This window comes from Luteibacter sp. P4_D7_3 (assembly GCF_056401735.1).
Genome location: NZ_JBFUIT010000105.1, coordinates 1 through 12,088, shown reverse-complemented (window position 1 = coordinate 12,088; position 12,088 = coordinate 1). Strand labels below are relative to the sequence as shown.

The following is a 12,088-nucleotide window of genomic DNA, read 5'->3' as shown; positions in this document are numbered from 1 at the left end:
TCCTGAAGCAGGGCCGGTGGCTGCACGTGCATGCTGTGGATTAAATGTAGGGAACATGATGACGAACGGGTTGGCGATAGCTTTTCTGTTTTTTTGTACGCTCTTGGTCACGTACGCTGCGCTGAGGAATTCGCGCACCGAAAGCCAGAATGCGGCGTTGTTCAAGGCAACCGGAGAACTGAGGTCGCCGAGATGGTTGGTCGTCTTGTTTTTCTCGATGGCTTCGTTCGCGACGCTAATGGCGTTCGCGATCGGTCTTCATAGGGAGCGGGATCAGACCTGGCCGATGGCGCTCTTTGGGTTGGCGGGCATGGTGTTCTTTTTGATTCGCTCGTTCTTCGCTCTTCGCCTTGAACCGTCAGGAGTCCGTTTTGGCTGGCGATGCCGACGTTACATCGCCTATGCAGACATAGGTGAGTTGGTGAGATGGTTCGATGGCAAGGAAGCGGTGTTTACGATCGTGCTTCGATCGGGTGCCCGGCATCGGATCGGCAGCGATATTCCGTGCGAGAAGCTGTTCATTGAGGAGCTGGAGCGGCGGTCTGGCTGTGCCGTTACCTACCGGCGGCCGGGGCAGCGAGCCGACAAGCATGCATTGCGTTCACCGGCGGAAGTCGCAACCATAGCGGCCGCCGTGGAGGCTGACCCCACCGGGGAGCGGACACGGGACGTATGAAGTCAACGTGGTTAGAGAGAAAGGGGAAAGGGAATTGAAGATCAAGAATGTATTGCTGACGGCCGCACTGCTGATATCCGGTACGGCACACGCTGGTGCCTACTCCGACAGCCTGTCCGATTGCATCTCCGGCAAGAGCACGATGGACGATCACGCTGTCCTGGTGCGGTGGATGTTCGTGGCCATGTCGAAGCACCCGGCGGTGTCATCCCTGGTGACGTTGACCGACGCGCAGGTCGATCAGGCCAACAAACAGATGGCCGAACTCTTTACTCGCCTGATGACGGTGACATGCAAGGACCAGGCAAAGCTSGCGCTGAAGAATGAGGGTGGCATTGCGGTGCAGCAGGCGTTCCAGAAGTTGGGGCAGCAAGCTGGCGCGGAGCTGTTTATCGATCCTAATGTCGCCAAGGGCATGTCCGGTATGACGAAATACTTCGACACGAAGAAGCTGGACGAACTGAGGAGCCCGTGAGCGTAGCGGCTGGCGTCGAACCTCAGTTGAAAGATGTGCGACACCATAACCGCCGTTGACGGATCTTTGGGGGAAAGATTGGATAACGCAGCTTTTGAGAGTGTCTTTGACGAGGTTACGTCCGCCCCTTTGCTGGGCCGGGGATTCATTCGGCGCGGAAGGGCCTTCTTCGCAGAGATCATGGGCGTGCAGATCGGATGGGTGCGCGGAGGCGGACGGCTCGCCTGGTCAGGAAATGTGGCGCACTGCGTTTGTTTTCGGCATGCGTTCCTCCGTGACAAAGAAGGGCGAGTTCCGGCTACGCCGCCTGGTCTCCCTGAGCAGTATCCATGGGTCTTCAATCCCGAACTCCTGCCTGGAAGTACGCAGGAGGACTGGCGGTTTGACGCGACCCGACTCATGGCCCTCCCTTACGGCCGATATACGTTCGAAGGGCTTACCGAGGCGACGGTCCGAAAGGACTTGGAGGCGCGACTGGCCGCCCTCCTGCGATACACCGAGTGGGCTCTCGGCCTCACCCTGTCGGACGCTCGGGAACAGCTACTCCCTTATGCAGCCGAATACTGGGTGGCACGGCATTGGTTGGAGGACTATGCAGCGGAGGCCGGACCGTGATCAGCATCGAGCAGGAATCCAGCCGCGATTCGCTGGGGAATTACCGATACCGTATCTACAAAGACAAGATACTGGTCGCCCGCTACTGGCACGATTTTCGCGGCGAGGAACACGGCATCCAATTCGTGAACGGAACAAGTGACCGATGGCCCGTCGGTCGCATGACCGATTTCCTCGAAGGGGGTGGCCCAGAGCCGCTTGTGCTGAGCGAGCGCGGCCTGGCTTATCTGGATCAACGGACGTAAGCGCTACGGGCGGGTATTGGCCGGACGCGCACTGGCACTGCTACGCTTCGGCATCAAGCGGCTTTTGTGGAGACGGTCCGTTGAAAACGATCGGGATGCTCGGCGGCATGTCCGCCGCCTCCACGCAAATCTATTACCGGCAATTGTGCCGGCTAACGAGCGAGCGGCTCGGCGGCCTTCATTCGCCGGAGCTGCTCATCCGCTCGCTCGACTTTGCGGGTATCGAAGCCCTCCAGGCCGCGGGAAACTGGGATAAGGCCGGCGACATCCTCAACGCGGAAGCGATGGCGCTCGAGCGCGGGGGTGCCGGATTCCTTATCCTGGCCACGAACACGATGCATAAGCTGGCGGACCGGATGATGCGGGGTGTCTCGATCCCCCTGCTGCACATCGCCGACGCCACGGCGGCAGCGGTACGGAAGAGGGAACGACGTCGGCCCGGACTGATCGCGACCGCTTTCACCATGGAGCAGTCGTTCTATCTTGACCGCCTGGTGGCGGCGGGACTCGATCCCATTGTTCCCGAGGCTGCCGATCGTGCCGATGCACACCGGATCATCTACGAAGAGCTTTGCCGCGGTGTCACGACGAGCGAGAGCGAGGCTCGCTTCATTGCCATCGCCGCCCGGCTCGTCGAGCGGGGTGCGGACGGCGTGATTCTGGGATGCACCGAGGTGGGTATGCTGCTCAATCAGGAAAACGTATCCGTGCCTGTGTTCGACACGACCCTGATCCATTGCGAGGCCGCTTTGGATTTCGCTGGAGTATCCAATGACTAAAGTAAAAGTTGCAGGTTTCGGCGTCTCGCTGGACGGTTTCGCTGCGGGAGCATCCCAGCGTTTAGAGAACCCGCTTGGCCTGCGCGGGCCCGAACTTTTTCAGTGGTTTTTCCCAACGCGGACGTTTCGCCAGATGCAGGGAAAAAAGGATGGCGAAACCGGTCTCGACGACACGTTCGCCCGACGCGCGATGGAAGGTTTCGGTGCCTTCATCCTCGGGCGAAACATGTTCGGTCCCATTCGTGGCGAGTGGCCGGACGAGGAATGGAAAGGCTGGTGGGGTGACAATCCGCCTTATCACGCGCCGACGTTCATACTGACGCATTACCCGCGTCCCTCCATCGAGATGCTGGGCGGGACGACGTTTCACTTTGTCACCGAAGGCATCGAGGTCGCACTGCAAAGGGCGCGCGAGGCGGCAGGCGCGAAGGACATCAAGATCGGTGGTGGCACGGAGACGGTGAGGCAATATATCCAGGCTGGCCACGTGGATGAGATTCACCTCGCTTTAGCTCCCGTGGTGCTTGGCCAGGGGGAGGCGCTGTTCAGTGGCCTTGACCTGCACGCTCTGGGTTACCGGACCGTCGAACATGTTCCGACGGAACGAGCTACGCATATCGTGCTCGCGAAATAGCGTGCGCCGTCGAAAGGGCTCTGAACTCTAAAGCGCCGATAGCGTCCAAGTGACTTGCCTCGCCGAGCCTCGAAAATGCTTTCGGTTTGTATTCCTAAACGCAAGCTTGTGCGTTTCAGCCATGACCAGGGTTTCGAATCCGACATTGTCAGTAATGGTGAAGTGCACATGGAAGACCTGAACATCGCGGAGATCCTGTCCGAAGACGGCCGCGTTCGCTTTAGATATGCGCGCTACCTGTCGGAGGACGGAACCCGATGGATTCGCCACGGCCGCTTCGAGGCCTATCACGTCAATGGCGCTGTCGCGTCAGAAGGTATGTTCGTCCACGGGGTGGAGCAGGGCGACTGGCGGGACTATTACCCGAATGGGCAGCTTGCGGCACAGGGCGTGTATCAGGACGGGGAAGAGATCGGCGATTGGCAGTTCTTCGATCAGAACGGCGCTCCCTCGGACGATGCCGGAGAGCCGTCATAGCGCCAAACGTGGACCAGGCACCGCTTCCTTAACCCCAGAAACAACAAAGCCCCGCATCGCTGCGAGGCTTCGTCTATAATTGGTGCCCAAGAGAGGACTCGAACCTCCACGGTTTTACCCGCTAGTACCTGAAACTAGTGCGTCTACCAATTCCGCCACCTGGGCAGGTGTCCCGAAGCATCGCTGCCCCGTGAGCCGCGTAGATTAGGTAGGTCTGGGAAACTTGTCAACGATTTTGCACACAGGATGTGAAACTATTTCGCATCCACCTTCAAAGGTCCTTACGTGACGAAGAAAAACTCAGGTTCGGGAGCCGATCGCGGTCCCCGTAAACCCAAGGCCAGCCGCCCCGGCAAGGCGTTGGACAAGARTCACTCGTCGGCAGCCGCCGTCGTCGATCCCCACGCCGACCGGGAAGCTGCGCTTTACGACCAGCCGATCCCCAGCCGCGAAGCCATCCTCGCGCTGCTGGACGACCGCGGTGAGCTGCTTTCGGAAGAGAGCATCGCCCACGCCCTGCGTCTGTTCACCGACTACGAGATCAACGCCCTGGGCAAGCGCCTGGGCGCGATGGTCCGCGACGGCCAGCTCCTGCGGAACCGCAAGGGCGACTACGCCCCGGCCCAGAAGCTCAGCCTGATCCCGGGCCGCGTCATCGCCAATGCCGAAGGCTACGGCTTCCTGCGCCCGGACGAGAGTGGGGAAGAAGATCTCTACCTGTCGCCCGCGCAGATGCGCAGCGTGCTGCACGGCGACCGCGTGCTCGCCAGCGTGGTCGGTATCGATCGCCGTGGCCGCCGACAGGGCGCCATCGTGGAAGTGCTCGAGCGCCGTTCGCCGCGCCTGGTTGGGCGCGTCGTCATCGAAAACGGCGTGACCCTGGTCGAGCCGGATGATCGCCGCCTGCACCAGAACATCATGATTCCCGCGGGCCGTGAGTCCGGTGCCAATTCCGGCGAGATCGTGGTCGTCGAGATCACCGATCCGCCGACCCCGCACCGCGGTCCGATGGGCACGATCCGCGCGGTCCTCGGTCAGCGCCTGCAGCCGTCGCTGGTGGTCGAAATGGCGATCGCCAGCCACGACCTGCCGCATGAGTTCCCGGCGCAGGTCGTCCGCCAAGCCGAGGAAGTCGAGCCGAAGGTCACCTCCGAAGAGCGCAAGGGTCGCGTCGATCTGCGCAAGCTGCCGCTGGTCACCATCGATGGCGACGACGCTCGCGACTTCGACGATGCCGTCTATGCCGAGCCGCTGAAGGATGGCGGCTTCCGCCTCGTCGTCGCCATCGCCGACGTCTCGCACTACGTGCCGGTCGGTACGCCGCTGGACGTGGAAGGCTACAACCGCAGCACCTCGACATACTTCCCCGGCTTCGTCGTTCCGATGCTCCCGGAGACCCTTTCGAACGGTATCTGTTCGCTCATGCCCAAGGTGGAACGCCTGTGCATGGTCTGCGACATGGAGATCGACGAAGAAGGCGAGGTCAAGCGCTCGAAGTTCTACGACGCGGTGATGTTCTCGCACGCACGCCTGACCTATAACAAGGTTTGGCAGGCTGTGGGCGAGCGCAATGCCGATGTTCGCCAGGAAATCTCCGATGTGCTCCCGCACATCGAAGCCCTGCATCGCCTGTACAAGGTGATGGCCAAGGCGCGTAAGCGTCGCGGCGCGATCGACTTCGAAACGCCGGAAGTGAAATTCCGCATCGGTCCGGCGGGTGATGTCGAATCGATGGGTGCGTCCGATCGTAACGACGCGCACAAGATGATCGAAGAATGCATGATCGCCGCGAACGTGCAGGCGGCGCGCTACCTTACCAAGCGCAAGATCCCCGCGCTGTATCGCGTGCATGCACCGCCCCCGGCCGAAAAATACGAAGACCTCCTGCGTTTCCTCAAGGAGTTCAAGCTGAAGATGCCACCGGCGGGCGAAGTCACGCCGGCCGATTTCTCGGCCTTGCTAAAGCGCGTGCACGACCGTCCCGAGGCCGAGCTCATCCAGTCGGTGCTGCTGCGTTCGCAGAGCATGGCGATCTACCATCCGGAGAACCAGGGTCACTTCGGCCTGGCGCTGGACGCGTATGCGCACTTCACCTCGCCGATCCGTCGCTATCCCGACCTGCTCGTGCATCGCGCCATTCGCTATGCACTGACCAAGGGCAAACCGGCCGATTACGTCTATAGCGAAACGCAGATGGCGGCTATGGCCGTGCATTGTTCGCAGCGCGAACGTCGTGCGGAAGAGGCCGAGCGCGATGTGGACGAGCGCTTCAAGTGCGCCTGGATGGAGAAGCACGTTGGCGAGGAATTCGCCGGCACCATCACCGGCGTCACGTCGTTCGGTCTGTTCGTCGAGCTGTCGGCGTCTCGCGTATCCGGTCTGGTGCACGTGTCGCAGTTGCCGAACGACTATTACAAGTTCGATCCGATCCGTCACCTGCTCACCGGTGAGCGCACGGGTTCGACGTATCGCCTCGGCGACTACGTGAGCGTGCAGGTGCTTCGCGCCAGCCTGGAAGACCGCAAGATCGACTTCCGTCTGGTTGCGCGTCTGGCCCAGTTGCCGAAGCCGGCACCGAAGGTCGAGGTAGCTGCTCCGGTCGCGCCGAGCTCGGGTATGGCCAAGGCTGGCAAGGCCATCGGTCGCGCCGCGAAAAAGGCGATGAACAGCATCTTCGGCAAGAAAGCCAAGGCCCCGGTGGCCGTCGAAACGCCGGCAGCGCAGGCTCCGGCCCCCGCGCCGGCATCGCGTCGTCGTGCCGCCGAGCCTGCAGCGAGCGAGCAGAACTCGTCGAGGCCGCCGCGTCGTCGTTCTTCGGCACAGGCCCCGACTCAGGAGCAGTCCGCTCGCGGCGGCCGGTCGGGCCGCGGCGAATCATCGGGCCGTGGCGAACAGTCCGCACGCGGTGAACAGTCCGCGGGACGGTCCGCCACCAAGAAAACCGCGGCGAAGAAGACCGCCGTGACGAAGCAGTCGACCCGRCAGGCGCCGGTCGCCACTTCGGAAACACCGGCACCGGCCAAGAAATCGGCCCGGCGTCGGTCGCGTAAACCCAGGAGCAAGCCAGAAGCATGAGTGAGTCATGGATCGTAGGAATCAATCCGGTCGAAGCGGCTCTCACCAACGACCCCGATCGCGTCCGCAAGGTTCTGGTCGAGCAGAAGTCGAAGAATGAGCGTGTAAACGAAATCGTCTCGATGGCGCGCAAGCTTGGCCTCGTACTTGAGCAGGTGAGCAAAGAGCAGCTGGAGAAGCTCGGTGGCGAAGCGCGCCATCAGGGCGTCATCGCTCTCTACCAGACGCCGCCGTTGCGCGACGAGACCCATTTGCTGCCGCTGCTTGAAGCAGCGGGTGCGAACGCCTTCGTGTTGGTGCTCGATGGCGTGACCGATCCGCACAACCTGGGTGCGTGCCTGCGCAGCGCGGCGGCGGCGAACGTCACCGCGGTCGTCGTGCCGAAGGATCGCGCGGTCGGCATCACGCCGACCGTTCGTCGCGCCTCGGCCGGCGGCGCGGACAGGGTGCCGCTGATCGCAGTGACCAATCTGGCGCGTGCCCTGGGCATACTCAAGGATGCCGGCGTGTGGATCACCGGTCTGGCCGGCGACACCGACAAGTCGATCTACGACCTCGACCTCAAGGGTCCTACCGCCCTGGTCATGGGCAGCGAAGGCGATGGCATGCGTCGTCTCACCCGCGAAAATTGCGACTTCCTGGCGAAGATCCCGATGCCCGGTGACATGGAGAGCCTCAATGTCTCCGTCGCCACCGGCGTCGTTCTGTTCGAGGCACTGAGGCAGCGAGGAGCAAAGCGATGAGCAGCATGGCTTGGCATGACTGGACCGGTCTGGTCGGCGTGGCGCTGGTGTTGATCGCGTTCTTCCTGCTTCAGGCACACAAGCTATCGGGGCAAGGCTATACGTACCAGGTGATGAACCTGGTCGGTGCTTTCGGCATCCTGCTGTCGCTGATCTTCGGCATGTTCAACCTCCCTGCCTTCCTGCAGGAGATGGCCTGGTTCCTGATCAGCGTCTACGGCATCGTCCGTGGCGTGCGGGCACGGAAGGCCGCGGTGATCACGCCCGACAGCCTGCCCTGAAGAGCGGCGGGTCAGCGGCGGGTTACACACCCTCAGTATAATGGGGGCAGATCGGCGCAAAGCCGGTCTGCCCGTGGGGACGACCCCATGGCGCGCAGTATCTCCGCGGGGACGACCCCGCTTCTGCGGAGCCACACCATGTATTGGTTCGTGCTTGTTCTGGCAGGTCTCTTCGAGATCGCCTGGGCCGTTGGCCTGAAATACACCGAGGGCTTTACGAAGCTCATTCCCAGCGTTCTTACGGGCACCGCCATGCTGATCAGCATCGTGCTGCTGGCGTATGCGACGAAGAAGTTGCCCTTGGGTACCGCTTATGCGGTATGGACCGGCATCGGCGCGGTCGGTGCGGTGACGCTCGGCATCATCCTGTTCGGCGAGTCCGCGCAGCCGTTGCGGCTGCTTTGCGTCGGGTTGATCGTGGTGGGGATTCTTGGGTTGAAGCTGACGGCTTGATCCGGGCAAGAGCATCGCCGATGAATCGGCTCCCACATTTGAATCGGCTCCCACATTTCTGCTGTTTGTGGGAGCCGCTTCAGCGGCGATGGGTGCTCGCGACACCCTTAGACTACTTACGGCCGATCAAAACTCCGGATTGGCCGTCGTATCCTTCTTGATCCGCGGCGCGACCAGCGGCTCACCGTTCACCACGAACCACACGTTCTCCGCGATATTCGTCGCATGGTCACCAATGCGCTCGATGTTCTTCGCCATGAACAACAGGTGCGTGCACGGCGTGATATTGCGCGGGTCTTCCATCATGTACGTGAGCAGGGCGCGGAAGACCAGGGTGTATTCCTCGTCCAGGCGGGCATCTGCTTTCCACACTTCATAAGCGGCTTCGGCGTCCTGGTCGTGGTAAGCCTTGAGCACGTCGCGCAGCTCTTCGATGGCGAGCTCGGCAAGGTTCGCGAGGCCGCCAACGACAGCGATCGGCGCTACACGGCTAAGCGGAATGGAACGCTTCGCCACGTTGGCGGCGTAGTCGCCGATGCGCTCGATGTCCGCGGCGATGCGCAGCGCGGCGAACACACTACGCAGATCGCCGGCGATCGGTGCGCGCAGGGCCAGCAGGCGAACGACGTCCTGGCTGATTTCCTGCTCGAGCGAGTCGATGGCTTCGTCGTTGTCGACGACGCGCTGGGCAGCGCGCTCGTCACGGCGCTGGACCACGTCGATGGCGGCCTCGAGCTGGGCGACGGCGAGTTCGCCCATCTTGACGATTTCGCCGGTGAGGCGCTTCAGTTCGTCGTCGTAGCTCTTGATGATGTGCTGGTGCGGAGTGTTCATCGCATGCCTCGTAGGGGGGCTTAGCCGAAACGGCCGGTGATGTAGTCTTCGGTCTGCTTTTTGTTCGGCTTGGTGAAGATCTTCTCGGTCCGGTCGAACTCGATCAGCTCACCCATGTACATGAAAGCGGTCATATCCGAGCAGCGCGCCGCCTGCTGCATGTTGTGCGTGACGATGACGATGGTGAACTGGCTCTTCAGCTCTTCCACCAGCTGCTCGATGCGGCTCGTGGCGATCGGGTCGAGTGCCGAGGTCGGCTCGTCCAGCAGGAGCACTTCCGGCTTCAGCGCGATCCCGCGGGCGATGCACAGACGCTGCTGCTGACCACCGGAGAGGCCGAGCGCGCTCTGCTTGAGCTTGTCCTTCACTTCGTCCCACAGCGCGGCACCACGCAGGGCTTGCTCCACGCGGCCTTCCATGTCCGTGCGGTTGAGCTTTTCGTGATGGCGGATGCCGTAGGCCACGTTCTCGAAGATGGTCATCGGGAACGGCACAGGCTTCTGGAACACCATGCCGACCTTGCTGCGCAGGCGGTTGAGCGAGTACTTCGGGTCGAGGATGTTCTCGCCATCGAGCACGATTTCGCCGCTCGCACGCAGGTTCGGGTAGATAGCGTAAATGCGGTTGAAGATGCGCAGCAGGGTGGACTTGCCGCAGCCGGACGGACCGATGATGGCCGTGACCTTCTTCTCCGGCACGTCCATGGCGATGCTCTTGAGCGCGTGGAACTCGCCGTAATGGAAGTTGAGATCGCGCACGGTCATCTTCGCCGGCACCTGGCCGAGATCGACGTCCGACCCATGGGGCGAGGTGCCGAAACCCGGCTTGGAGGCGACTTCGTTCATGTTAGTCATGGGACACCTTGGAGCGCGAGAATACAAAGCGGGCGACGAGGCTGAGCGCCAGCACGAACATGGTCAGGACGAACGCGCCGGCCCAGGCGAGGGTGTTGATGTCCGGGCTCGGGTCCTTCGTGTATTCGTAAATGACTTGCGGCAGGCTCGGCATCTTGTCGATCGGGTTGAACGTCATGAAGTTGTTGCCGAACGCCGTAAACAGCAGCGGCGCCGTTTCGCCACTGATGCGGGCGAGGGCGAGCAACACACCGGTGACAATACCCGACCGCGCGGCGCGGATCAGGATCTGCACGGTGAGCTTCCACTGCGGTACGCCGAGCGACAGCGCGGCCTCGCGCAGCGTACCCGGCACCAGGCGCAGCATTTCGTCGGTGGTGCGCACGATAACGGGCAGGGCGATCAGGGCCAGCGCGATACCGCCGGCGATACCGGAGAAGGTGACGTCGCCATTGGTCAGCCACTTCGAGGGCAGCACGACGATGGTGTAGACGAACAGGCCCAGCACGATCGACGGCGCGGACAAGAGGATGTCATTGAGGAAGCGGATGGTCGGACCGAGTTTCGAGCGGCGCGAATATTCGGCCAGCCAGGTTCCCGCCATCACGCCGATCGGCGTGGCGATGAGGATGCCGATCACGTTGAGGATCAGGCTGCCGACCATGGCATTGGCCAGGCCGCCTTCCTCGCGGTAAGCGGTGATCTTGGTGAACAGCGCGGGCTTGAGGCCGGCAATGCCCTGGCTCAGCGTCTCCCAGAGGATCCAGGCCAGGAAGAGCAGGCCGATGCCGGTGGCAACGACACTCAGGATCATCGCGACGATGTTCTTGATGCGGCGCGTGGTGTAGAGCGAGGCGGACATCAGGAGCCTTCCTTCGAAGCCAGGCGGCGAAGCATGAGGCGAGCGATCGTCAGCACGATGAAGGTCACCACRAAGAGCAGGAAGGCGATCGCCATCAGCGCCGACTTCTGCAGGCCTTCCGCCTCACCGAACTGGTTGGCGATGGTCGAGGCGATGGAGCTGCCGGTCTCGAGGATGGACGGCGTGAACTTGAACGTGTTGCCGAGAACGAAAGCCACGGCCATCGTTTCGCCCAGCGCACGGCCCAGACCGAGGAAGATGCCGCCGATCACGGCGGTGCGGGTGTAGGGCACGACGATGTCCCAGACCACTTCCCATGTGCTTGAACCCAGCGCATAGGCGGACTCCTTCAGGCGGGTGGGCACGGTCTGGAAGACCTCACGCATCACCGAAGAGATGAACGGGATGATCATGATGGCGAGCACCAGGCCCGCCGTGAGCACGCCCGCGCCGAAGAACGGGTATTCGCTGGAGAAGAACTTGGCGATGAACGGTACGTGCTGGACCAGCCAGGAAATCTTGCCGTCCGGCGGATCCGCGCTGAGATTGTTCATCAGCCACGGCTTGATATACGTCGCGACGAACGGGGCGAAAATGAAAAGGCCCCACATGCCGTAGATGATCGACGGGATGCCGGCGAGCAGCTCGATGGCGGAACTGACCGGACCGCGCAACCAGTTCGGTGCGATCTCGGTAAGAAAGAGGGCGATGCCGAAGCTGACCGGCACAGCGAAGATGAGTGCGATGAGCGCGGTGGTCACCGTGCCCATGACCGGTACGAGGGCGCCGTACTGGTTGTTGGTCGGGTCCCAGGCAGAGCTGGTCAGGAAGCCCCAGCCGAAGGTGGCGAACGCATCACGACCCAGCCACAGGGTGGACGCCGCCGCGCCGACCAGTGACACCAGGACGATCAGGGCGCAGGTCTTGAGCAGCCCTCCGAACAGGCGGTCGTTGCGCGTATCCCTCGCGTTGCGCGCCGCTTCCTCCGCACGCGCGGTGGTAGGAGCGTTGCTGCTGACGGTCGCATGCATGATGAGTGCGTTTCCCCGGGCCTATGCAAAAGTGTGGGTCGCCGCTCCCTGGGG

General features: G+C 62.3%; 14 protein-coding genes and 1 tRNA gene. 10 read left to right on the top strand and 5 right to left on the bottom strand.

Translation table 11 applies throughout. The annotated features are described in order from the left end of the window. From AC1DSN_RS11385 to AC1DSN_RS11360, 6 genes are all read left to right on the top strand, one after another. Window positions 1–676 (top strand): hypothetical protein (locus AC1DSN_RS11385; RefSeq protein ID WP_477330739.1); only part of this gene is annotated, 676 nt, incomplete at its 5' end. Between the two features lie 34 nt (window positions 677–710). Continuing rightward, the gene (locus AC1DSN_RS11380) at window positions 711–1,151 is read left to right on the top strand and encodes a hypothetical protein (RefSeq protein WP_477330737.1); all 441 of its coding nucleotides are present in this window, start codon (window positions 711–713) and stop codon (window positions 1,149–1,151) included. Window positions 1,152–1,762: 611 nt separating this feature from the next. Next, on the top strand, window positions 1,763–2,011 hold the full coding sequence (locus AC1DSN_RS11375; RefSeq protein WP_477299023.1) for a hypothetical protein: 249 nt from the start codon (window positions 1,763–1,765) through the stop codon (window positions 2,009–2,011). A 95-nt stretch (window positions 2,012–2,106) separates the two neighbouring features. Beyond that, entirely contained in the window at window positions 2,107–2,790 is a 684-nt protein-coding gene (locus AC1DSN_RS11370; protein WP_477299022.1) for an aspartate/glutamate racemase family protein, read from the top strand. Beyond that, window positions 2,783–3,424: a dihydrofolate reductase family protein gene (locus tag AC1DSN_RS11365; protein ID WP_477330735.1), complete on the top strand. Its 642-nt coding sequence runs from the start codon at window positions 2,783–2,785 to the stop codon at window positions 3,422–3,424. The genes AC1DSN_RS11370 and AC1DSN_RS11365 overlap by 8 nt, the downstream gene beginning before the upstream one ends. A 168-nt stretch (window positions 3,425–3,592) precedes the next feature. Next, the gene (locus tag AC1DSN_RS11360; RefSeq protein WP_477330733.1) at window positions 3,593–3,901 is read left to right on the top strand and encodes a toxin-antitoxin system YwqK family antitoxin; all 309 of its coding nucleotides are present in this window, start codon (window positions 3,593–3,595) and stop codon (window positions 3,899–3,901) included. An 80-nt stretch (window positions 3,902–3,981) separates the two neighbouring features. Here AC1DSN_RS11360 and AC1DSN_RS11355 read toward each other — a convergent pair. Next, a tRNA-Leu gene (locus tag AC1DSN_RS11355) sits at window positions 3,982–4,066 on the bottom strand. 120 nt (window positions 4,067–4,186) lie between these two features. Here AC1DSN_RS11355 and rnr point away from each other — a divergent pair. From rnr to sugE, 4 genes are all read left to right on the top strand, one after another. Beyond that, window positions 4,187–6,976 (top strand): ribonuclease R, encoded by a 2,790-nt coding sequence (rnr, locus tag AC1DSN_RS11350; protein WP_477330731.1) that lies wholly within the window; start codon window positions 4,187–4,189, stop codon window positions 6,974–6,976. Continuing rightward, entirely contained in the window at window positions 6,973–7,719 is a 747-nt protein-coding gene (rlmB, locus tag AC1DSN_RS11345) for a 23S rRNA (guanosine(2251)-2'-O)-methyltransferase RlmB (RefSeq protein ID WP_063571072.1), read from the top strand. The genes rnr and rlmB overlap by 4 nt, the downstream gene beginning before the upstream one ends. Continuing rightward, window positions 7,716–8,000, top strand: coding sequence for a CBU_0592 family membrane protein (locus AC1DSN_RS11340; RefSeq protein ID WP_477330729.1), 285 nt, complete (start codon window positions 7,716–7,718; stop codon window positions 7,998–8,000). Before rlmB ends, AC1DSN_RS11340 begins: the two co-directional genes overlap by 4 nt. 138 nt (window positions 8,001–8,138) lie before the next feature. Next, entirely contained in the window at window positions 8,139–8,453 is a 315-nt protein-coding gene (gene sugE, locus AC1DSN_RS11335; RefSeq protein WP_063571070.1) for a quaternary ammonium compound efflux SMR transporter SugE, read from the top strand. A 126-nt stretch (window positions 8,454–8,579) separates the two neighbouring features. Here the strand turns inward: sugE and phoU are convergent, their stop codons facing one another. The 4 genes from phoU to pstC form a co-directional block, all read right to left on the bottom strand. Then, window positions 8,580–9,287 (bottom strand): phosphate signaling complex protein PhoU, encoded by a 708-nt coding sequence (gene phoU / locus AC1DSN_RS11330; RefSeq protein ID WP_477330727.1) that lies wholly within the window; start codon window positions 9,285–9,287, stop codon window positions 8,580–8,582. A 20-nt stretch (window positions 9,288–9,307) separates the two neighbouring features. Further along, window positions 9,308–10,051 (bottom strand): phosphate ABC transporter ATP-binding protein PstB, encoded by a 744-nt coding sequence (pstB, locus tag AC1DSN_RS11325; RefSeq protein ID WP_231873861.1) that lies wholly within the window; start codon window positions 10,049–10,051, stop codon window positions 9,308–9,310. Between the two features lie 82 nt (window positions 10,052–10,133). After that, window positions 10,134–11,003, bottom strand: coding sequence for a phosphate ABC transporter permease PstA (gene pstA, locus AC1DSN_RS11320; protein WP_063571067.1), 870 nt, complete (start codon window positions 11,001–11,003; stop codon window positions 10,134–10,136). Further along, window positions 11,003–12,034 carry a phosphate ABC transporter permease subunit PstC gene (gene pstC, locus AC1DSN_RS11315; RefSeq protein ID WP_063571066.1) on the bottom strand — a complete coding sequence of 344 codons (1,032 nt, stop codon included), beginning with the start codon at window positions 12,032–12,034 and terminating at the stop codon, window positions 11,003–11,005. The genes pstA and pstC overlap by 1 nt, the downstream gene beginning before the upstream one ends. Window positions 12,035–12,088: the final 54 nt, after the last annotated feature.

What these genes read in the sequence shown, in the direction of transcription:
- pstB (WP_231873861.1), bottom strand. Translation starts at nt 10,051, where the DNA reads ATGACCGTGCGCGATCTCAACTTCCATTACGGCGAGTTCCACGCGCTC.
- rlmB (WP_063571072.1), top strand. Translation starts at nt 6,973, where the DNA reads ATGAGTGAGTCATGGATCGTAGGAATCAATCCGGTCGAAGCGGCTCTC.
- AC1DSN_RS11365 (WP_477330735.1), top strand. Translation starts at nt 2,783, where the DNA reads ATGACTAAAGTAAAAGTTGCAGGTTTCGGCGTCTCGCTGGACGGTTTC.
- pstA (WP_063571067.1), bottom strand. Translation starts at nt 11,003, where the DNA reads ATGTCCGCCTCGCTCTACACCACGCGCCGCATCAAGAACATCGTCGCG.
- AC1DSN_RS11360 (WP_477330733.1), top strand. Translation starts at nt 3,593, where the DNA reads ATGGAAGACCTGAACATCGCGGAGATCCTGTCCGAAGACGGCCGCGTT.
- AC1DSN_RS11340 (WP_477330729.1), top strand. Translation starts at nt 7,716, where the DNA reads ATGAGCAGCATGGCTTGGCATGACTGGACCGGTCTGGTCGGCGTGGCG.
- phoU (WP_477330727.1), bottom strand. Translation starts at nt 9,287, where the DNA reads ATGAACACTCCGCACCAGCACATCATCAAGAGCTACGACGACGAACTG.
- sugE (WP_063571070.1), top strand. Translation starts at nt 8,139, where the DNA reads ATGTATTGGTTCGTGCTTGTTCTGGCAGGTCTCTTCGAGATCGCCTGG.
- AC1DSN_RS11370 (WP_477299022.1), top strand. Translation starts at nt 2,107, where the DNA reads ATGCTCGGCGGCATGTCCGCCGCCTCCACGCAAATCTATTACCGGCAA.